This window comes from Kitasatospora sp. NPDC058444, assembly GCF_042721415.1.
Classification (GTDB): Bacteria; Actinomycetota; Actinomycetes; order Streptomycetales; family Streptomycetaceae; genus Kitasatospora.
The window spans coordinates 137,158-159,331 of the sequence record NZ_JBHXLL010000012.1; the positions used below are offsets into that span (position 1 = coordinate 137,158).

A 22,174-nucleotide genomic window follows, 5' to 3' on the forward strand; every position below is an offset into this window, starting at 1 on the left:
GTCGCGGCTCAGCGGACGCCCTTGATGGGGGCCACCGCGAGCGCCCCGGCGAGGATGATCAGCGCGCCGACCAGGTAGAGGGCGTCGTAGCCGGCCGCGCCGACGACCAGCGAGGCCACGAAGGGCGCGATGATCTGCGGGCCGGCGTTGGCGATGTTCAGCACGCCGAGGTCGCGGGCGGCGTCGTCGGCGCTCGGCAGCACCAGGGTGACGAGCGCGGTGTCCACGGCCATGAAGCAGCCGAAGGCGATCCCGGCGAGGGCGGTGTAGAGCAGCATCCCGGTCCAGTCCGGCATCAGCACCGGGACGGTCATGGTCGCGGCGGCCAGCACGCAGGAGACCGCGATCAGCGGCTTGCGCCGTCCGAACCGGTCGGAGAGCCAGCCGCCGAGGACGGTGGCGGCCAGGGTGCAGACGGCGTCGACAGGCGCGAGCACCGCCTGGGCACCGGCCGCGTCCATGCCGCCGGGCAGGGTGATGTGGTCCTGGAGGATGTAGAACTGGAACAGCGAGACGGCGAAGAAGCCGAGCATCATCAGGAACCGGCCGATGAAGGCCCAGCGGAAGTCGGCGACCCGCAGGGTGTCGGCGAAGGCGGCCAACTGGCGCCGCAGCGGCACGGGTTCGGCGACCGGCAGCCGCTCCTCCCGGACCAGCGCGACGAACAGCACGGCCGCGACGGCGACGCTCGCGCCGAGCACGAGGTAGCCGGTGCCGAGCGCGTCGGGGACGTAGCGGGTGGCGAGGGTGACGCCGACGACGGAGCCGATCGGGGTGCCGATGCCGACCATGGCGGAGGCCAGCCCGCGCCGTTCGGCGGGCACCCGGTCGGGCACGACGGCGGTGAGCGCGGCCTGGTAGACGTTCATCGCGGCCTGGACCAGGCACCAGACGATGGTGACCAGCAGGACGGTGCGGACCTGGCCGAGAAGCGCCAGGGTCGCGAAGGACGCGAGGCCGCCGCCGAGGATCCACGGGTTGCGGCGCCGGGAGCGGTCGGAGAGCAGGCCGGCGAGCGGGTTGAAGAGGGTCGCGAAGACGGCCGCGACGCCGGAGACCCAGCCGAGCGCGGCGACCTTCCCGTCCGGGTCCAGCAGTTCGATCTGGGCGGGCAGCAGCACCTGTCCGATGCCCAGGTAGACGAGGTAGAGCACGGCGTTGCCGAGGGTGAGCATCGGCAGCAGCCGACGGCCCCCGGCGATCGGGGGCGGCTTCTCCACCCCGGTTCTCCGGGCGCCGACGGCGGTGTCGGTGGTGGTCATGACCGGCCTCCTGGGTGGCCACAGGTCCCGTGCGTCGGGAAGTCGAGGGGGGCGCCCGGGGGACGGCACGGCTCGGCTCCGGTCGGCGGGCGGGTGGGGCCGACCGGGCGGCTCGGGCGCCGTCTCGGGGTGGCACCAGAGAACCATGAAAACCGAGTAGGCAGTAGGTTTTCGTCCTGTGACCCAGATCACAGATCACCGGCCGCGCGGAGCCGGTGACTAAGGTGACTGTCATGGACGTCAAGGACGGGTCGACGACCCGCGGCACGGGCAGGGGCGCGGCACGCGGCACGTACGCGGTGGGCGACGAGCGGCGCGCCCGCATCCTGGACGCCGCCGTGGAGCACTTCGCCCAGTGGGGCTTCCACGCGACCTCGCTCGCCCGGATCGCCAAGGACGTCGGCATCACCCAGGGCGGCCTGCTGCACCACTTCCGCACCAAGGAGGCGCTGCTGGTCTCGGTCCTGGAGGCCAGCGACGAGCACGACACCGAGCGGTTCTTCGCCGAGGAGTGCGAGAGCGTCGCCGAGTGGTTCCACCGGCTGCTCGACCTCACCGCGTACAACAGCCGGCGCCCGGGCCGCACCCGGATGTTCAACGCCCTGGTCGGCGAGTCCGGGGACCCGGACCACCCGGCGCACGCGTTCTTCGCCCGCCGCTACCGCACCCTGGTCGCCGACGCCGCCCAGTCGCTGCGCCGGGGCCTGGACAGCGGCGAGCTGCGCCCCGACACGGACTGCGAGGCCGAGGCGCGGCAGCTGCTGGCGGTCATGGACGGGCTCCAGCTCCAGTGGGTCCTCGCCCCGCAGGCGGTCGACATGACCGCCGAGCTGCGCGGCTACCTGACGCGGCTGTACCGGAACCTGAGCACCGCCGGGGGCGCCCTGCCGCCGGCCGCGACGGCGGCCGAATAGCCGGGCCGCTCCCCCGCGGCAGGGCGTGGCGGGCTCCGCCTTCAAGTCGCTTGCGGCACGGAGGAGTTACCCAAGAGGCCGGACGTGCTCCGGACGGGAGGGTCAGCGGCGGGACGGTGCCGCGGCGGAGCAGCGGTCGCGGCTCAGGTTTCCGGGGGCAGCGGTTGGCTGACCCAGATGGTCTTGCCGCGGTCGTGGTAGCGGGTCCCCCACAGGTCGGCGAGCTGGGCGACCATGTAGAGCCCGCGCCCGCCCTCGTCGGTGTCGGCGGCGTGCCGCACGTGCGGGGAGGTGCTGCTGTGGTCGGTCACCTCGCAGGTCAGGCCCTGGTCGCGGATCAGCCGCAGCCGGATGGGCGGCTTGCCGTAGCGCAGGGCGTTGGTGACCAGCTCGCTGACCATCAGCTGGGTGCCGAACTCCAGGTCCTCCAGGCCCCAGGCGTCCAGTTGCTCGGCCACCACCGTACGGGCGCGGCCGACCTCCGCGGGGTCGTCCGCCAGGTCCCAGTCGGCGTAGCGCTCCGGTCGGAGGGAGCGCAGCCGGGCGGCCATCAGGACGGCGTCGCAGAGCGGGCCGCTCGGGCTGAGCCGGTCGATCACGTGGTCGCACAGCGCGGACGGATCGGTCTGCGGCGCTTCCGGCGAGGACGGCGAGGCCGGTGAGGACGGTGAGGGCAGAGAGGACGGCGCGGGCAGCGAGCGCAGCGCGGCCACCAGCGCGCCCGGGTGGCCGTCGGCGGCGCCGAAGCCCTTGGTGCTCAGGACCAGGACGTCCCCGTCGGTCCAGGGCATGACGGTGCTCTCGTAGGGCGTGCCGTGGACCCCGAGCGGGCGGCCGACCGGCATGTCGACGGCCCGGACGCTCCGGTCGGCGGCGCGGATCAGCGGCAACGGGTGGCCGGCGCTGGCCAGCGACAGCTCCTGTTTGATCGGGTCGAAGGCCACGAACAGGCAGGTGCTCCCGACCGGACCGTTGTCGGGCTGCGCGAAGTCCACCATGAAGCGCGTCACCAGCGCGTCCAGCCCGGTGAGCACCTCGTCGGGGGTCAGGTCCTGGTCGGCGAGGACCCGGGTCGCGGTCCGGATGCGGGGCGCGTAGAGGGCGGCGGGCAGCCCGTTCCCCGCCGCGTCGCCGACCACCAGGGCGGTCCGGGCGCCGGAGAGCCGGATGTAGTCGTACCAGGCGCCGCCGAGTCCGCTCGGGCCGCGCGCCGGCAGGTGGCGGTAGGCCACGTCGATGGTCGGCTCGTTGGACAGCCGGCTGGGCAGCAGGAGGCGTTGGAGGTCCAGCGCCCGGGCCCGTTCCCGCGCGTAGCGGCGGGCGTGGTCGATGGCGGTGCCGGCCCGCCGGACGATCTCCGCGGCGGTGACCACGTCGTCGCGCTCGAAGCGCCGCGCGACCGGGGGCGGGGTCGCGGGTGGGCCCGGGAGCGGGTGCTCCGGCACCTCCTTGGACCGGACGAGGACCGCGACGCCGAGCGGCTGCTCCCCCGCGTACATCGGTACGACGAGCCAGGAGTGCACCCGCTCGCGGGCCTCCGCCGCGGCCCGGGTGTCGCCGCTGTCGGTGGCGGCCGAGGACAGCTCCTCGCCGGTCAGGAGCAGCGGCCGTCCGCTCGCCAGGGCTCGCCGCACGGGCCCGCCGGGGGTGGACGCGAACCGGTCGGTCTCCCCCGCGCCCGGGTCCGTCGGCCCGGGCCGCCCGGCGTGGGTGGCGGCGGTGGCGGTCGCCGCCCGCAGCAGTGGGAGCGCCGAGGAGGCGGCGTCGGGATCGGGCTCGCCCGTCCCGAGGGCGAACTCGAAGAGTGCGACGTGGGCGCGGTCGCACAGTCGCGGGACCACGAACTCGGCCAGGCGCTGTGCGGTGCCGCGGGCGTCGAGGGGGCCGCCCCCGATCCGCAGCCCCGCCTCGTTCACCAGCCGCAGCCGCTCGCGGGCCTGCTGCTGGCGGGTGTCGTCGACCAGGATGTGCGCCAGGCCGATCGGCTCTCCGGTGCCGCCGCGCAGCGGGAGCACCGTCTCGGACCACACCACGCGGCGGCTTCCGGGCGCCGGCGTGGTGCCCTCCACCCGGACGCGCACCAGCGGCTCGCCGGTGTCCAGCACCGTGCGCTGCCGCTCCTCGAAGGCGTCCAGGTCCAGCAGACCGGGCGGCGCCACCTCCCGCAGGGTCCGTCCCTCGATCCCGGTGATCCCCGCGACCAGCCGGCCGGCCCGGTTGAGGGCGAGGAATCGCCGATCGATGTCGAACACCCCGACGACGACCGGGGATTCGGCGAACAGGGCGTTCAGCAGGGCGTGGTCGAGCTGGGTCCGCCGCACCGCGCCGCCGCGGTCGGCCTGGAGCAGCCAGGAGCCGTCGAGCGGGGTGGCCCAGAGCGCGGCCTCGACCGTGCGGCCGTCGCGGTGGCGCAGCAGGGCGCTGCCGAGGTGGCCGGGTCGACGGCCGACCAGCCGGGCGGTGTCCGCGCGGTCACCGAGGAGGTCGGTCGCCGCGGTGCCGAGGACGTCTCCGGCCCGGTACCCGAGCAGCCGCTCGGCCCCGGGGCTCCAGTGCGACAGTCGTCCGGTTGGATCGACGACCGCGAAGGCGTCGCCCTGCGGTCGCGGGTCGACGCGTGGGCGCTGCGGGGAGGCACCGCCGACGGTCATGGTCCACCTCAGTGCTCCACCGGATCTCTCGGGCCCCTTGCGCCAGGATAGGCCGGGGGTCGTCGGCCTGCCCGGCGCGCGGCCGGGCGCGCGGCCCCGGCGCACCTGTCGCCGGGCATCACCCCCGGGGCGCCCGGCCCCGGGGGCCGACGGAGCCGACGGGCCGGGGTCAGGGCACCGAGAGGCAGTCGCCCATCCTGGTCAGGGCGTCGCGGAGGGCGGCGCGCGTCGTGATGCCCAGCTTGGGGAAGGCCCGGTAGAGGTGGGCGCTGACCGTACGGGGGGACAGGCGCATCTGCTCGCCGATCTCCTTGTTCGTCAGGCCTCCGGCGGCCAGTTCGGCGACCCTTCGCTCCTGCCACGTCAGCGGCACCGCGGCGGGCGCCGGGGCGCGGGACGCGACCCCGGCGGCCCTCAGCTCGGCCTGGGCCCGCTCCGCCCACGCGGTGGCGCCGAGCCGGTCGAAGGTCTCGGCCGCCGGGGCGAGGATCGCGCGGGCCGCCGCTCCGCCCTGGGTGCGGCGCACCCGGATCCCGTGCGCCAGCCGGATCCGGGCCAGCTCGAACGGGAACCGCTCGCCGGCCGGGTGGGACTGGGCGCGTGCGTACATGTCCGCCGCCTCCTCCTCGTCGTCGGCCGTCATCGCCAGGACCCCGTACGTGAGCAGGGCCAGGCGCGGGGAGATGTCGGGCAGGCCGGCGTCGCGCGCGGCCAGCGCGTGGGCCCGGGCCTGTTCCTCGCGTCCGGTGCCCAGGGCGGCTTCGACGAGGTCGAGCAGGGTCCGCGACGCCTGGTGGGCGTAGGGCCGGAACGCGCCCGGTGCCGTGATGCCGATGGCGTGGAGGAACGCGGTCTCGTGGTCGCCGGCGCTCAGTGCGGTGGTCGCGCCGACGGCGTCCGCGATCTGGGTCAGGAACCCGATGGCGCGCGGGCGGGCCCACGCGTCGACCGCGGTCTGGAGGTCGCGCGCCTCCTTCACCCGGCCGCGCACGGCGGCGAGCTGGGCCAGGTAGGCGCGCGTCTGGTAGGCGAACAGGGCGTGGCCGTGCTCGGCGGCCAGGGCCAGGGCGCGGCGTCCGGTGCGCTCGGCGGCCTCCCACTGACCGAGCGCCGTCTGGTCGAGCATGATCAGGTGCAGCATGACGATGCCGCTGGACGCCGCGCCGGTGTCCAGCTCGCGGTCCACCATGCGCTCCAGGTGCGGGCGCAGCGGGCTCAGCACGTCGAGGTGGTAGGCGGACACGGCCAGGCGCGTGACGTCCCACGGCTCCTGGTCCTCCAGGCCCGCCGCGGCCCGCTCCACCGGTTCGGACCAGCCGGCGCCGTGCCGGACCACGTCGCTCCAGGTGCCGCCGTACATCGATGCCCGCTCGGTGGCGGCGTCGCCGAGGGAGGCGAGGGCGCCGACGCCGCCGGGGTCGCCGAGGGAGGCGAGCACCTCGTGGGTGCGCTCCCACGCGCTGCGGCTCCCGGCGTACTGGCTGACGGCGAGCAGGAGGCCCACCAGCCGGTTGAGCACCTCGTCGTCGCGGTCGGCGTCGGGCCGGTCCGAGCGGTGCCGGTCGATGCCGGGCCGGTCGGCCGCCCCTCCGTCGCACAGCCGCTCCACCGCCGCCGCGACCTGGCGGTGCGTGGCCCACACGTCGCCGTCCCGGTACAGCGCCAGGTAGCCGTTGGCGAGGACGGCGGCGGGGTCGTCCTCCGAGCCGTGCGCGGACGCGGCCAGCGCGAGGCCGTGTGCCTGGCCGAGGCGGTCCGCCTGCGCGGCGACGAACGCCGCGTCACCGAGCCGCCTGGAGCGGTCGGCCCGGTTCTCGCTCAGCTCGGCGGCGCGGGTCAGCCAGGACACCGCCATGAGCGCGCCGCCGGTCCGGGTGGCCGACCGGGCCGCGGCTTCCAGGACGGCGGCCACGTCCTCGTCGGGGTCGACGGTGGCGGCCGCCAGGTGCAGGGCGCGCCGCTCCGGGTCCTCCCGGTGGACGTGGGCCAACACCCGGTGGGCGGCTCGGCGTTGATCCATCGTGGCCAGCTGGACGACGCTCGTCCGCACGAGCGGGTGCCGGAAGGCGAGGTCGCCGGAGGCCGGTTCGACGACCAGCAGACCGCACGCGACCGCCTCCTCGACGCCGCGCATGCGGTACCGCCCCGTCCTCGGGGCCGAACCGTCGCCGGACCTGACCGTCGCGCCGTCGAGGGCGCCCGTCAGCAGTTCCGCCCGGACGCTGTCGCCGAGGCGCGCGAGGCGGGCGGCGTAGATCTCCTGGATCCGCCGGGGCAGCGACACGTCGTGCCCGCCGAGGAGGTCGTCCGGCCCCTGGCCGCCGTGGCGGGCGGCGATGTGGGCGGGCAGCTCCACCAGGGCCAGCGGGTTGCCGCGGGCCTGGTCCAGCACGATCGCGCGGAACTGCTTGCCCAGCTCCGGGTGGTGCCGGTCCAGCAGGCAGGTGGCGTCCGCGAGCGCGCCGACCGGCATCTCCGGCAACGCCGCGGTGTCGAACCGCGAGGGGATGTCGCCCCGGACGGCCACCAGGAGTTTGACCCCGGGACTGCCGGCCAGCCGGCGGCCGATGATGCCGCAGACCTCGGCGCTGGCGTCGTCCAGCCACTGGCCGTCGTCGAGGACGAGCAGCAGCGGCCGCTTGGCCGCTGTCGAGGACAGCAGGTCGAGGACGGCGATGCCGAGGGCCATGACCGACGGCGGCGGGGCGCCCGTCCGGCTGAACACGGCGTCGAGCGCCGCCCGGACCTCGGCGTCCGGCTGCCTGCCCTCGGACGGTCCGCCGTCCGGGAGCAGCGGGTAGACGAGCTGGTGCAGCCCGGCGTACGGCAGCTCGCTCTCCGCCTCGACTCCGGTCGCACGGATCACCAGGTGGCCTTCCCTGACCGCGAGTTGCACCGCCAGGTCGAGCAGGGCGCTCTTGCCGACTCCCGCCTCCCCCCTGAGCACCAGGGCCTGCCCGTCGACGGCCTGCACGAACGCGGACAGCCGCGCCCGTTCGCGGTCCCGACCGACCATCACCATGCCCGGTTCCAAGCTCCGTTCCCTCCCCTGCCCCCGAGGCGCACCAGCGTTCTCAACTGGATGGTTAGTTGATTAGACTGTGTCGTGGTTGAGCTGTCAAGTAAATGGTTAGTTAGGAGCTGGCGCATGGAGCGCGACGCCAAAGCCACCAAGCGGAGACTCATGGAGGCCGGCCGGGCCGAGTTCGCCGCACACGGACTGAACGGCGCTCGCGTCGACCGCATCGCCGACGCCGCGCGGAGCAACAAGGCGCAGATCTACCACTACTTCGGGAACAAGGCCGGACTGTTCGACGCGGTCTGGAACGAGCTGGTCGAACAGATCGTCGAGGGCGTACCGGTCGACGTGGAGGACCTGCCCGGGTTCGCGGCCGGCCTGAGCGACCTCTACGCCGAGTACCCGGACATGCCCCGGATCATCACCTGGCAGCGGCTGGAGCGCGGCGACACCCTCAACGAGCTCGGGGTCGCCGAGGTGCGCGCCAGGAGCGCCGTCGTCGCCGAGGCGCAGGCCAGGGGCCTGATCTCGACCCGGTTCGAGCCCCAGGTGCTGTTCTCCCTGCTCGCCCACGTCGCGATGCTGTGGGCGGCGGCCAACCCGGAGGTGCTGACCGTGATGGGCCTCGAAGACCGGGCGCAGCGCCGCGAGACGATCCGCCGCATCGCCACCGCGCTGGTGGAATGAGCCCGCGGGCCGGGGTCGGCCGCCCTCGGCGAAGCGGACGGTGCCGCCCCCTGCCAGGCCGAGGCCGACCTGGCAGGGGGCGGGGGCTGCGGGCTGCCTCAGCCGACGAGGCCGGTGAGGTGCTGCGCCACGGCGGTGGGGGTCGGCATCGCCGCGATCTCGGCGCTGACCTCGCGGGCGGCCCGGGTCAGGGTGTCGTCGGTGAGCAGCTGCTCCAGCAGGGCCGGGGCGATGTCCTCGGCGGAGGCGCGGAGTCCGGCTCCCCGCTCCCGCACCGCGTCGGCGGTGATGAAGCGGTCGGACCCGTCGGGCAGGACGAGCTGGGGGATGCCCGCGTCCAGCGCGCTGAGCGCGGTGCCGCTGCCGCCGTGGTGGATGGCGGCGGCACAGGTCCCCAGCAGCTCCCGCCAGGGGACCCAGCCGTACCCGCGGACGTTGTCCGGCAGGGTGCCGAGGGTGCCGAGGCCGAGTTCGCCGGTCGCCAGTACGAACTCCGCGTCGACGTCGGCCGCCGCCTCGATCACCCGCTCGATCCGGGTCAGGCCGTCCGTCTTGGGCGGGACGGTGCCCAGGGTCACCGCCACGCGCGGGCGGTGGGCCGGCAGGGCCAGCTGGTCGGGGAGCGCGCCCTCACCGTTGTACGCGACGGGCCGCATCGTGCGGCCGTACCGCTCCTGCCCCGCCATGCTGGGCGGCGCGAGGTCGATGGTCTCCGCCGGTTCGGGCAGCAGGTCGATCCCGTGCCGGGCGAAGGTGTCCGCCATCTCCGCGAGCATCAGCGCGCGCAGCTTCGGGGTGCGGACGAATCCCAGGTCGTGCTGGACCGCGGGCACGCCCAGGCGGGTCGCCGCGAGCAGGGCCACCGGGAACTGGTAGTCGTACACCACCAGATCCGGCCGCCACCCCGCGGCGAGTTCGACCATCGCGTCGGCCACCCGGCTGTTGACGTGGGCGGCCAGCGGGACGAAGGCCTCGCGGTCGGCCGAGTTGCTCTCGACCACCCGCCGCATCAGGTCGGGCCGCCGGGTGCGGCCGGCCTCCCTGATCTCCTTGCGCCAGTCGACCCCCGGCGCGATGGACAGGTACGGCAGCCCGGCCCCGGCGACGGCCTCGCCACCGTCCATCGAGGCCACCGCGACCTCGTGGCCGAGTCCGCGCATCGCCCTGGCCAGCGGGACGAGCGGGAAGAGGTGGCCGATGCCGGGGGCGCCGGCGAACAGTACACGCATGAGGGAACCTCGGTCGTCGGGATGGGGGGAACGGCTGCGGCGGCTCAGGAGGCGGCCCGGTGCAGGGCGGCTTCCAGGCCGTTCAGCACGGCGTTGCAGTCGCGCTGCAGGGTCGCGGCGTCGACGGCGCTCAGCAGGTAGACCCCGAGCCAGTTGCGCGACCCCGCGGACGGGTCGAAGGCGGGGACCGTCCGGCCCGCCGGCATCGCGAAGGCGGGGATCGCCTCGATGGTGCTGCCCGGGGACAGCAGGCTCTGCCAGTCCACGGCCTGCGGGTTCCAGACCGGGCTGCTCCGCCAGGGCACGCCCGCCGCGTCGGCCGGGACGACGGCCAGCGAGGCGGCGGCCCTGAGCCCGTCGGTGAGCATGGCCTCGGGGTACTCGACCCGCTCGCCGAGCAGCTGGCGGACCAGCATGCCGATCGGGTCGAGACCGAAGACCTCGTGGACCTGCCTGGTCGTCAGCAGGCCGCCGAACCGGGCCGCGGTCTCGATGACCACCAGCTCGCCGTCCTTCATCAGCTTCAGCTCGGTGTGGGTGCCGCAGTTCTCCAGCCCGAGCGCGTCGACGGCCTGCCGCGAGACCTCCTCGATCCGGCGCTGCAGCGGCACCGCCATGACGGAGGGCGAGGTGCTGGCCACCTCGACGAAGGACGGCACGGTCGGCAGCTTGGCGGTCATCGCCAGCGGGCGGTAGACGCCGTCCGCGACGATCCCCTCCACGCTCACGTAGTCGCCGTACCCCGGCTCCTCGTACCAGCCCTCGGTGGAGCCCTGGGCGATCTCCTCGACCAGGCGGTCCCGGTCGGTGTCCGCGGCGTGGAGCTCGTTCATGCCGACCCGGCTGCCGGCCTGGAGACCGCGCTCGATCTCGGCCCACGCCGGGGCGGCGTCCCCGGGCGAGTCCAGCACGATCTGGGCGACCGACCCGGCGCCCCAGGCCGGCTTGAGCAGCAGCGGGGGCGTGAAGTCGGCCAGGGCGCCGTCGAGGTCCGCGAGGCTGTCGACCCGGCGGAATCCGGGGATCGGCACCCCGGCGGCGGCCCACGCCTCCCGCATCAGCCGCTTGTCCCGGGCGCGGACGATCCCCTCCCCCGCACCGGCCAGGCCGAGACGGCTCGCGGCGTGCGCGACGGCCAGCACCGCGAACTCCGAGAGGGTCAGCACCGCGTCGGCCCCGATGGCCTTCGCGTGCTCCACGATCAGCTCGACCAGGTCGTCCCCGCGCGGCGCGTCGAGCACCAGCTCGACGCCGGTACAGCTCGGCCGCCAGACCTCCTCCCCGGTCGTGGGCAGCGGCGCCAGCGCGAGGACGTGCAGCTCCCCGCAGGCGGCGATGCGCGGGAAGGCGTACTCGAGCGGGGCTCCGCCCTTGACGTAGACGTACAGGATCTTGTTCAACGTGCTTTCTCCTGAAGGAAGTTTACTTGTGCGCGGACGCGCGGGACCACGGGATCGCGGGCACGCGGGACAGCCGGTGCGCGGGACAGCCGGCGCGCGGGACAGCCGGCGCGCGGGATCGCGGCGCCGCGGGCCCGCGGGATCACCGGCCCGCGGGCCCGTGCGGGCTCCGGCCGCGTCAGCCGGCGGTGTGGAAGGGGCGCAGTTGCAGCAGGTCGACCCGGTCGCCCTCGATCGCCCACTCGATGTCGACCGGGGCCCCGTACGTCTCGTCGGGTGCGAAGTGCGACTGCAACAGCCTGCTGATCAGGGCCAGTCGGCGCACGAGCTCCTTGGTCGGGGCGTCGAGATCGGCGGCGGCGGTGCCCAGCGAGACCGTCCGGCTTCCGCCCTCCATGGTGTTGCACAGGTACTGGAGCGGGGCACCCTGTCCGGTGACCACCTCGGTCACCGAGCGCGGCGAAATGTTGAGGTAGACGTTGCGGAAGTCCTGCGGGCTCAGCGGGTTGCAGGTGACCAGGACGCCGCCGACGGTCGCCCCGACCTGCTCCTGGACGATCACGCCCATCCGGCAGTCGTCCAGGGGGATGCCCGCCTGGCGCCGCAGCAGCACCGCGCGCGGCGAGAACAGCGAGGCCCAGACCTCCCGGACCGCGTCGAGGACCGCGTCCGTGCCGCTGACGTGCGCCACCGATTCGTAGAGTCCGGCGGCGGAGAAGCCGGGCAGGTCCTCGGCGTTGGAGGAACTGCGGACGACCTGGACGGGGGCGCCGTACAGGTGCCGGTCGATCGCCCGGTCGATCTCGGTACGGATCGGCTCGGGCAGCGGGGTGCTGCGGATCAGCCGCTGGACGTCGAGGCAGAGTTCCTCGGTCCCCGGCGTCTGCTCGCGGAGCCCGGAGTCGGGCCGGTCATCGAGCCGGTGATCGAGCCGCTCGTCGAGCCGGTCGACGGCGTCCCGGAGTTCCGCCGAGGAGTCGAGGAAGCGCTGCTGGAGGGAGAACGGCAGCACGATCCCGCGCGGCACCTGGGCGTACTCCTTCACCAGGAGCTGTGCGGCGGCGTTCAGTTCGGCCTCGTCCGCGTCCTCCGGGAGGCCGAGCTGCCGGGCCAGGTAGCGCAGCAGGTTGTCCCGGGGCGGCCGGGGCACCTGGTAGAAGCCGAGCCAGCGGGGTGAGCCGTGCTGGAGCAGGTGGGTGAGTTCACCGAGGTTGGCGGCCTTGGTGCCGAAGCGGACGTGGTCCCCCGCGCGCAGCTCGGACAGCGGGGTGACCGGTGTGGGCGCGAGGTCGGGCCGGTCCACGGTGATGCGGTCGGCCGGCGGGATCGGCCGACCGTCCTCGTGGCCGCCGCCCGGCGCAGCGGCTTCGAGGAGGAGCTCCGCGCCGCCGGCTTCGACCCGGTAGCGCACCCACCGGCCGGCCAGTCCGGCGCGGTCGATCCGGTCGAAGGCCTCGATGCCGACGGCGTTGGGGATGCGCCATCCGGCGGCCATCACGTTGATGTGGGAGAGCGGCGTGGTGTGCTCGGTGTGGATGATGCCGGACACCCGGGGGATGTCCTCGGGCACCCGGGGCATCACCACGATGTCGTGCCACTCCAGCGGCTCGGGGTCGGCCCGGTACTCCTCCTCCGAGCGGAACACCCGCAGCCGCCCGTGGGCCGTCCCGGGGTTCAGCGGCACGAACGAGGCGGCGGAGTAGAGCTCGTGGGACAGGACGCGCGGTATCTCGGTCTCCGGGATGCCGGCCAGGTAGCCCTCCTGCCGGTGACCGGCGGGCTTGAGGACCAGCCGCAGCGACGGGTCGATGTGCTCGCGCACGCGGTGGTAGAAGAACCGCAGCATGTCCTGGGACATGGTGTCGACGTCGACCGTTTCCAGGGAGAGGAAAGTGTCGGTCTCGTCGCCGTTTTCGACGCTTTCGACGCTTTCGGCGCCTTGGGCGATTTCAGCGCTTTCGGCACTTGGGGCGATTCCGGCACTTGGGGCGCTTTCGGCGCTTTCCGTGGCGCGACGGGTGTGGCGGGCGAGGGTGCCGAGGTAGAAACGGCGATCCGGATCCCGGTAGACGCGGTCGTTGAACGCGTCGAGCTCGCGGGCCAGTTCGTCGATCGACATGCCGAGGATCTCGCACGCGATGTAGCGGACGTGGAGGGTGCCGTCGGCACTGTCGATGAAGTGAAGCACCGACTCGTCGCAGTCGAGCACGATCTTCACGTAGGGATAGCCCCCGACCTGGCCGGCGAGCCTGGAGAACTCCTCAAGGGTGAGCTTTTCGCCTAAGAAGCGGGGCCGCGTGGTCGCGTCGTTGCGATCCGAACGGGTCATGCGCACAGTTCAGCCATTCGTCATCTTGTGCACGATCCGTGCACAACTGTTGCAGAAGGGTCGGGTACGACCACGCACACAGTGCCACCAGTATGAACGTTTGACGAATGATCACGTGAATTTGGCCATCCCGAACTGATCCGGCCATAAAAGTGCCGCCAAGGAAGCCGCAATTCCGCATCAGGCTGTGGCAAAGGTCACAGCGAGGGGTGACCCGCACTCAATGGGTGCGATCGATGATTTCCGGAACCATTGATTCCTGTACGACCCCTGGCGGGTTCGTTCACCTCTGGACTTCCCTCTTCCTGCGCCCCGCGAAACACCGTGCACCCGCTCTGGTGGACTTTCCGCGAATTGGCGTTGTCCCGCCAGCGCACGACGACGGCCTCCGGGCCGTCAGGTCAGCCGAGCGTGCGGTCGAGATTGAAAGCGGCGCTGATCAGCGCGAGATGGGTGAAGGCCTGGGGGAAGTTGCCGAGCTGTTCACCGGTCGGCCCGATCTCCTCGGCGTACAGGCCGAGATGATTGGCGTAGGTGAGCATCTTCTCGAAGGCCAGCCGGGCCTCCTCCACGCGTCCGGCTCGGGCGAGGGCCTCGACGTACCAGAACGAGCAGATCGAGAAGGTGCCCTCGGCCCCGCGCAGACCGTCGGGGCTGGCCTCCGGGTCGTAGCGGTAGACCAGGGAGTCGGAGACGAGTTCCGCGCCCAGCGCGTCCAGGGTCGTCAGCCACTTGGGATCGCTGGGCGAGATGAACTTGGCCAGCGGCATCATCAGCACGGAGGCGTCGAGGACGTCGTCGCCCAGGCTCTGGGCGAACGCCCGGCGGTCGGCCGACCAGCCGCGTCGCATGATCTGCCGGTAGATCGCGTCCCGGCTCCGCTGCCAGCGGGGAAGGTCCGCCGGCAGCCCGCGCCGGTTCGCCATCCGGATGGCCCGCTCGATCGCCACCCAGCACATCAGCCGCGAGTACAGGAAGTCCTTCCGGCCGCCCCGGGTCTCCCAGATGCCTTCGTCGGGCTGGTCCCAGTGGTCGCAGAGCCAGTCCACCACGGCACCGACCTCGTCCCAGTGATCGCTGCTGATCGGTTGCCCCCACTTGTCGTACAGGTAGACGGAGTCGATCAGCGCTCCGTAGATGTCCAGCTGGAGCTGGCCGGTGGCGGCGTTCCCCACCCGCACCGGGGCGGACCCCAGGTACCCCTCCAGGTGGGACAGCTCGCGCTCGGGCAGGTCGCTGCGCCCGTCGATCCCGTACATGATCTGGAGCGGCCCGGAGGCACCGCCGCCGCCCCGGAGGACGCCCCGCTCGGAGAGGAAGCCCATGAAGGCCTCGGCCTCCGCGGTGAAGCCCAGCCGGAGCATCGCGTAGACGCAGAAGGCCGCGTCGCGGACCCACATGTACCGGTAGTCCCAGTTGCGCCCGCCGCCGATCCGCTCGGGCAGGCTGGTCGTCGGCGCGGCCACCATCGCACCGGTCGGCGCGTAGGTGAGCAGTTTCAGCACCAGCGCGGAGCGGTGCACCATCTCGCGCCACCGCCCGTGGTAGCGGGAACCGGCCAGCCAGTGGCGCCAGAACCGCACCGTCGCCGCGAACTGGTCCTCCGCCTCGGCCCGGGGGCACGCCCTCGGGGCGACGTCGCCGCCGACGCGGTCGAGGGCGAACACCGCCGACTCGCCTTCGAGGAGCTTGAAGTTCGACCACACGTCCACGCCGTCGCGTTCGAGCTGCACCGTGGACGTCAGCGCCAGCGCCAGCGACGGGGACTCGAAGACGGCCTCGTGGGACCGGAGGCTCACGGTGTGCGGTGCGGATCCGAAGTCGAACCGGGGAGCCACCCGCGCCCTGAACGGAAGCGTTCCCCGCGCGCAGACCACCCGCCGGATCAGCCGGTGCCGACCGGCCTCGCGCGACTCGTCCACGACCGGCATGAAGTCCTGGATCTCCGCCACCCCGTCAGTGGAGAAGAACCGGGTGATCAGCACGTTGGTGTCGGGGAAGTAGAACTGCCGGGTGCGCGTCGGCACGTCCGCGGTCAGCTCGAACGACCCGCCCCGGTCCGCGTCGAGAATGGACGCGAAGACGCTGGGGGCGTCGAAACGCGGGCAGCAGTACCAGTCGATCGTGCCGTCCGTCCCCACCAGCGCGGCGGATCGAAGGTCGCCGATCAGGCCGTGCTCGGCGATCGGCAGGTAGCGCGAGCCGCCCGCGCTCCCGAATCCGGCATCCTGCGGTGCCATACCGGCCTCCCTACCGCGGCGGCGTGGGCACCGGGCGGCGGTGCCCGTGGAGACTGGAACGCCGCCGCCGTGGGCCTTGTTCCGGGTCACTCCTCGTGTCGGGGGGCGGCGGGTCGTTCCGGCCGGGACACGAGGGGCGGCAGGGTCCGGGAGAGCCAGTCCCGGACGGCCTTCGCCGTCGTGGCCACGTGCTCGTCGAGGATCGAGTGGTGGTCGCCCGGCACGTCGCCGGCGCGCAGGTGCAGGGTCGGGACCGTCGGCTCCGGCTCCTGGCGGTCGAGGAAGATCCGGGCGTACGCGCCCATCGCGGCGAGGCCGGGCTCGTCGAGCCCGGTCGCGCCACGCACCGCCAGGGCGGTGAGCCGCTCCTCGTCGCGGACGGGGTGGGTGTCCAGCAGCACCACCGCCTCGGCGGCGACGCGGTCCGCGACGGCTCGGGCGACCAGACCGCCGGTGGAACGGCCCAGGAGCACCACCGGGCGGTCGAGCCGCTCGATGGAGGCGGCATGGGCCCGGACGAGGGTCTCCACGTCCTGCGGGACGGGACCGCCGTCGTACCCCGGGTGCGGGAGCACCCAGAGGCCGGGCAGGTGCCGGGCGAGGAGGGTGTACTCCCCGGGGGGAGAGGCGAAGGCGGGGAAGCAGACGATGGCCGGGCCGTCGCCGTCGGTTCCGCCGTTGCTTTCGCCGTTGCCGTCGCCGAGCCTCTTCGGGGCCGGGGAGGGGAGGGTCTCCGCCGACGGCAGCGCCCAGGATGCGGAGACGAGCAGGTGCATGGCCTCCCGGGACCGGCCCAGCTCGCACAGCTTGCGGTACAGGAACGCGAGCGACCCCGGGGGCGGCGGCGGACGCAGCTGCTCGGCGAGGGCCCTGGGCGTGGCGGCGTCGAACACCACCGTGGCGGGCAGGCGCAGGCCGGTCCGCTCCTCCAGCCGGTTGCGCAGTTCGATGGAGGTCAGCGAGTCGAACCCGAGGTCGGGGATCGGGGTGTCCGGATCCACGTCCGGGTAGCTGAGGATCGCGGCGACCTCGGCGCAGACCATCTCCAGGGTGCCGGCCGGCGGGGTCGGTCGCGGCGCGGTCGGTCGCGGGGCGGTCGGTCGCGGCGCGGTCGGTCGCGGGGCGGTCGGTCGCGGGGCGGTCGGTCGCGGCGCGGTCGGTCGCGGGGCGGTCGGTCGCGGCATGCTGGATGGTTCCGGCCGCTGCGGGCGGTCCGGGAGGAGCTCCGGGAGCTCCGGGCGGTCGAAGGCGATCGGCACCAGGACCGGCTCGTCGGTGCCCAGCGCCGCCTCCAGGAGTGCCACGCCCTCGGCGGGGGTGAGGGGCAGCAGGCCGGCGCCGGTGGTCCGGTCGGCCATCATTCCGACCGTCCACGGGCCCCAGGCCAGCGACAGCGCGGGGAGTCCCAACCTCCGCCGGTGGCGGGCGAGTTCGTCCAGGTAGCTGTTGGCCGCCGCGTAGTTGGCCTGTCCGGCGTGACCGAGCACACCGGACGCCGAGGAGAACAGCACGAAGGCGTCCAGGTCCCGGTGCGCGGTCAACTCGTGCAGATGCCAGGCGGCTTCGGCCTTGGGGCGCCACACCGTCGCCATCCGGGCCGGGGTCATCGACGTCAGGACACCGTCGTCGAGCACCCCGGCGGTGTGCACCACGGCCCGCAGGTCCTCGATCGAGTCGACCAGTGCGGCCAGTGCCGCCCGGTCGGTGACGTCCAGGCGGGTCTCGCCGCTGCGGCTGGCGACCACGACGCGCACCCCCTCGGCCCGCAGGTGCTCGGCGACGGCCCGGCCCAGCGCGCCGCCGCCGGTGACCAGGACGGTGCCGCGCCAGCTGAAGGTGCCGCCCGGCACGGGGGCCAGGTTCGCCCGCTCGGACACGAACTCGGTCTGCCCGTCGATCAGTTGGGCCAGGGCGAACCGGCCGGGGTGCTCGGTCTGCGCGACCCGGACCAGTCCGGCCACCGCCGCTCCGGCCGGATCGCCCGGCCGCACCAGGACGGTGAGGTGTTCGTGGCCGGCCTGCAACTCCCGCAGAGCCAGCGTCAGGGCGGCGGGCGCGTCGCCGGGCCGCACCTCATGGACCCGACCGTGCGGCCGCCCCGGGGTCCGGTGCCACTCCGGGCGATACAGCGCGCCGCGGCCGGTCCCGGCCTCACGGGCAACAGCCTTACGAGCAAAGGGAGTTCCGAAAACTTCAGCCCCGACCTTACGCACCACGAGCGACTCGACGCACGCCACCGGCCGGCCCTCCGGATCGGCCACGTCGATCCGCCCCTCCCGGATGCGGACCCGCAGCCCCGTGGCGCCCCGCGCCAGCAGGTGCACCCCGCGCAGGGCGAACGGCACTCCGTCGGTGAGCAGCCGCGCCGGGTGCAGCGCCGCGTCGAGCAGGGCGGGGTGGAGCGCGAAGCGCCCCGCGTCCGGGAAGTCCCCGCGCACCTCGCCGAAGAGTTCGTCGCCGCGGCGCCACACCCTGGACAGCCCGCGGAAGGCGGGTCCGTACTCGGCGTGGTCGACGGCGAGTTCCTCGGCGTCCGGCGGGGGCCACGGACCGGTGTCCACCGGCGGTGCGGGGCGGGAGTCCAGTCGGCCACTGGCGCGGAGGACTCCGTTCGCGTGCACCTCGAACGGCCGGACGCCGTCGACCCCGGGGCGTACGACGATCTCGGCGCGCCGGGTCTCCGGCAGGCGCATCGGCGTGTGCAGGACCAGGTCGTCGACGGTGCCGCAGCCGGCCCGCTCCCCCGCGTACAGCACCAGTTCCAGGATCGCCGTGGCGGGCACGATCGCCGTTCCGTCCACGACGTGGTCGAGCAGCCACACGGGGGTGAGGTCGGCGGTGCACACCACCTCCCCGGAACCGGGCACGACGACGGTCGACTCGACCAGGGGGTGCTCGGCGGCGCGGTCGAGCCAGTAGCGGCGGCGCTGGAAGGCGCGGGTGCCCCGCAGCCGGGCCGCCGCCCGTTCGGGGTCGGTGGTGGGGATGACGCCCTCGCCGAGCGCGGCGAGCGCGTCGCCCGGGCCCAGGTCGACCAGGGCGGCGCCGTCGACGGTGGCGACGTGGTCGGCGAGGCCGGCCGTCTCGTGCAGGCGCCGCGCCCAGTGCTCCGGATCGTCCGGGCGGGCGCCGATGACCGGAACGAGCGGCGGGTGGTACGTCAGGCTCCTTGCCACCTCCGCGAACCGGGACGACCCGTGGGCGGCGAGCAGCCTCGCCGCGTCGGGCAGGGACAGGACGCCCGCCACGTGAGCCGCCGCGATCTGCCCGGCGCCGTGCCCGATCAGCGCGTCCGGGCGGTACCCCCGGGACTCCAGCAGGCGGAACAGCGCCACCTCGTGGGCGAACAGGGCCGCCCGGTCCGCCCTGTCCGCCTGGCCCGCCCGATCCGCCCGATCCGCCCGATCCGCCCGGTCGGTGCCGATCGCCTCCCGCGGCCCGGGGTTCCGTACCGGATCCACCGGATCCAGCTGGGCGCACGCCTCCTCGAAGGCGGCGGCGAACACCGGGTACCCGGCCGCGAGTCCACGTGTCGTCCCGTGCCGCGGCGCCCCCTCCCCCGGGAACAGGAACGCCACCCGCAGCTGCTCGTACTCCTCGACGATCACATGGGCGTTGGTCCCCGAGATCCCGAAGGCCGACACCCCGGCCCGGCGCGGGCGGTCCCGCCCCGGCCGGTGAGGAGCCGCCGGCCAGGGCGTCGGCTCGGTGACCACGCGCACGGCGCCCGCCGACCAGTCGACCCGGGGCGTGGGCTCGTCGACGTGCAGCGTGGCGGGCACGGTGCGGTGCCGCATCGCCATCACGGTCTTGATCACACCGGCGACCCCGGCGGCCGCCTGGGTGTGCCCGAGGTTGGACTTGACCGTACCGACCAGGAGGGGAGCCGACCCGTCCCGGTCCCGGCCGTAGGTGGCGAGCAGCGCGGCCGCCTCGATCGGGTCGCCCAGGGCGGTGCCGGTGCCGTGGGCCTCGACCACGTCCACGTCGGCGCCGGTCAGCCCCGCGTCGGCCAGGGCCTGCTGGATCACCGCCGCCTGGGCGGGGCCGCTGGGCGCCGTGAGGCCGTTGGACGCCCCGTCCTGGTTGACCGCGGAGCCGCGCAGCAGGGCCAGGACCGGGTGGCCGTTGCGCAGCGCGTCCGAGACCCGTTCGAGGAGCAGCACTCCCGCCCCCTCCGACCAGGCGGTGCCGTCGGCGGCCGCGGAGAAGGGCTTCACCCGCCCGTCCGGGGCGAGGCCGCGCTGCCGGCTGAACACGACGAAGCTGTCCGGTGTGGCCATGACGGTCGCGCCGCCCGCCAGGGCCAGGTCGCACTGCCCGCTCCGCAGGGAGTCTGCTGCGAGGTGCAGGGAGACCAGCGAGGAGGAGCAGGCGGTGTCGAGGGTGAGCGCGGGGCCGTGCAGCCCCAGGGTGTAGGCGATCCGCCCCGAGGCCACGCTGCCCGCCGCGCCCAGCGCGATCTGGGCCTGGAGGGGGTGTGCGGCGCCGCGGAAGCGACTGGCGTAGTCGTTGTACATCACGCCGACGAACACCCCGGTGTTGCTGCCGCGCAGCGACTCGGGCGCGATGCCCGCCCGCTCGACCGCCTCCCAGGCCGTCTCCAGCAGCAGGCGCTGCTGCGGGTCGGTGGCCAGGGCCTCGCGCGGCGACATGCGGAAGAACGCCGCGTCGAAGTCGGCCGCGCCTTCGAGGAAGCCCCCGCGCGTGACGTAGCTGGTGCCGACGTGGTCCGGGTCCGGGTGGAACAGCTCGTCCAGGGGCCAGCCCCGGTCGGTGGGGAAGTCCGTGATCGTGTCCTGGCCCGCGGCGACCACGCGCCAGAGGTCCTCGGGGCCGGTGATCCCGCCGGGGTAGCGGCAGGCCATGCCCACGATCGCGATCGGCTCGGTGGCCGTGGCCCTGCGGGCGGGCGGTGGCGGGCCGGCGGCCGCGCCCGTGAGGTAGTCGGCCACCGCTCGGGGCGTGGGGTGGTCGAACACCAGGGACGGCGGCAGGGCGACGCCCAGGTCCGCGCCCAGCCGGTCCCGCAGCCGTACGGTGCCGAGCGAGTCCAGGCCGGCTTCGGCGAACGGCTGGTCCGCCCCGGGCGACCGGCCGGTGATCCCCGCGGTCTCCCGCCGGACCACGTCGAGCAGGTACTGGTGGCGGAGCCGTCGCCGCACCGGCTTGCCCGAGGAGGTCCGCGGGATCCGGCTGACGGGGCGGACCTCCTGCGGCACCCGGTGCGGTGGCAGCAGGCCGCGGCAGGAGGCCAGCAGCGCCGCCGGATCCACGCCGCCCACCACGTAGGCGACCGGTACCTCGCCGAGCACCGCGTCGGGCTCACCCGTCACCGCCACGTCCCGGACGCCGGGGCAGCGGGCCAGGACCTGCTCGATCTCGGCCGGGTGGATGTTCTCCCCGCCCCTGATGATCACTTCGCTCGCCCGCCCGGTCACCACCAGTCGGCCGTCCTCCTCCCGGCCGAGGTCCCCGGTCGCGAGCCATCCCTCGGCGCCGGGCAGCCTCAGCCGGATCTCGCCGTTCACGAACCGGGTGTCGATCCCGGGCAGGACGACGCCGTCGACGGCGATCTTCCCGGACGCCTCCGTGCTGCCGTAGCCGTCGTGCAGCTCCCGGCCGAACGCGCGGCGGAACCGGGTCCGCAGCTCCTCCGGGAGCGGGGCGCCCGCGGACAGGCAGCGCGACGGCAACGGCGCCCCGACGTCCAGGAGTTGGGCGAAGACCGTCGGCACGCCGCCCAGGGCCGTGAACGGCGTCCGGCGCAGCAGGTCGGCGGCCCGGTCCGCCGTGAAGCGGTCCATCACGTAGGCGCTCGCGCCCAGCGCCAGCACGCCCACCACGCACATCGAGTGCCCGAACGCGTGGAACAGCGGCAGCGGCCAGAGCAGGTGGTCCTCGCCGGTCATGCCCAGAAGTCCCCGGTAGGCGTGGTCGGCCGACCGGAGCCAGGCCCCCTGCGTCGACAGCACGCCCTTCGGCTCCCCGCTGGTCCCCGAGGTGTAGTGGAGCCAGGCGGGCTCGTCCGCTGCGAGGTCGTCACGCGGCCGGGTACGGGCGGGCGCGAGCAGCTCGTCGACGGTCACCACGCGGACCCCGGCCACCCGCCGGACCAGCGCCAGGTGCTCGCGGTCGGTGACCACCAACGCGGCGCCGCTGTCCTCCATCCGGAACCGGAGGCCGTCCTCGCCGCTGCGCGGGTCGAGTGGCACCCCGACCGCGGCCGCGCGGCTCACGCCGAGCGTCGCCGTGACGGCGGGCACCCCGCCGGACAGGCACAGCGCCACCCGGCCGCCGCGCTCCACCCGCAGGTTGCCCGCCACCCGGGCCGTACGGCGGGCGAGTTCGCCGTAGTCCACCGCGCCGTCGGCATCGGCGAACGCGGTCTTGTCCCCGCGATCCGCTGCGTGACGGAGGATCAGCTCTTGCACCTTGCACCC

Annotated in this window: 10 protein-coding genes; 2 read left to right on the top strand and 8 right to left on the bottom strand. The window is 74.3% G+C overall.

The genetic code is table 11. The features are described from left to right. Positions 1-8 precede the first annotated feature (8 nt). Complete coding sequence (locus tag ACFWP2_RS15905; RefSeq protein ID WP_380451380.1) at positions 9-1,262, bottom strand: MFS transporter; 1,254 nt, start codon at positions 1,260-1,262, stop codon at positions 9-11. Positions 1,263-1,495: 233 nt separating this feature from the next. On the opposite strand from ACFWP2_RS15905, the gene ACFWP2_RS15910 reads away from it, so the two are divergent. Further along, a complete protein-coding gene (locus tag ACFWP2_RS15910) occupies positions 1,496-2,176 on the top strand; it encodes a TetR/AcrR family transcriptional regulator (protein ID WP_380451382.1) in 681 nt (226 codons plus the stop codon). A gap of 143 nt (positions 2,177-2,319) precedes the next feature. On the opposite strand, the gene ACFWP2_RS15915 is transcribed toward ACFWP2_RS15910, so the two are convergent. Then, positions 2,320-4,827 (bottom strand): SpoIIE family protein phosphatase, encoded by a 2,508-nt coding sequence (locus ACFWP2_RS15915; protein WP_380451385.1) that lies wholly within the window; start codon positions 4,825-4,827, stop codon positions 2,320-2,322. Positions 4,828-4,996: 169 nt separating this feature from the next. Continuing rightward, complete coding sequence (locus tag ACFWP2_RS15920; RefSeq protein WP_380451447.1) at positions 4,997-7,843, bottom strand: AAA family ATPase; 2,847 nt, start codon at positions 7,841-7,843, stop codon at positions 4,997-4,999. A gap of 132 nt (positions 7,844-7,975) precedes the next feature. Between ACFWP2_RS15920 and ACFWP2_RS15925 the strand changes: the two genes are divergently transcribed. Next, the gene (locus ACFWP2_RS15925) at positions 7,976-8,533 is read left to right on the top strand and encodes a TetR family transcriptional regulator (RefSeq protein ID WP_380451387.1); all 558 of its coding nucleotides are present in this window, start codon (positions 7,976-7,978) and stop codon (positions 8,531-8,533) included. Between the two features lie 98 nt (positions 8,534-8,631). Here ACFWP2_RS15925 and ACFWP2_RS15930 read toward each other — a convergent pair whose 3' ends face one another. The 5 genes from ACFWP2_RS15930 to ACFWP2_RS15950 all read right to left on the bottom strand — a co-directional run bounded on the left by ACFWP2_RS15930 (position 8,632) and on the right by ACFWP2_RS15950 (position 22,165). Then, positions 8,632-9,762 carry a nucleotide disphospho-sugar-binding domain-containing protein gene (locus ACFWP2_RS15930; protein WP_380451389.1) on the bottom strand — a complete coding sequence of 377 codons (1,131 nt, stop codon included), beginning with the start codon at positions 9,760-9,762 and terminating at the stop codon, positions 8,632-8,634. A 44-nt stretch (positions 9,763-9,806) separates the two neighbouring features. Beyond that, a complete protein-coding gene (locus ACFWP2_RS15935; protein ID WP_380451391.1) occupies positions 9,807-11,162 on the bottom strand; it encodes an acetyl-CoA carboxylase biotin carboxylase subunit family protein in 1,356 nt (451 codons plus the stop codon). Positions 11,163-11,340: 178 nt separating this feature from the next. Next, a complete protein-coding gene (locus ACFWP2_RS15940) occupies positions 11,341-13,491 on the bottom strand; it encodes a PEP/pyruvate-binding domain-containing protein (protein ID WP_380451393.1) in 2,151 nt (716 codons plus the stop codon). A 401-nt stretch (positions 13,492-13,892) separates the two neighbouring features. Beyond that, complete coding sequence (locus tag ACFWP2_RS15945; protein ID WP_380451395.1) at positions 13,893-15,731, bottom strand: glycoside hydrolase family 15 protein; 1,839 nt, start codon at positions 15,729-15,731, stop codon at positions 13,893-13,895. Positions 15,732-15,817: 86 nt separating this feature from the next. Next, positions 15,818-22,165 (bottom strand): beta-ketoacyl synthase N-terminal-like domain-containing protein, encoded by a 6,348-nt coding sequence (locus tag ACFWP2_RS15950; protein ID WP_380451397.1) that lies wholly within the window; start codon positions 22,163-22,165, stop codon positions 15,818-15,820. Positions 22,166-22,174 lie beyond the last annotated feature (9 nt).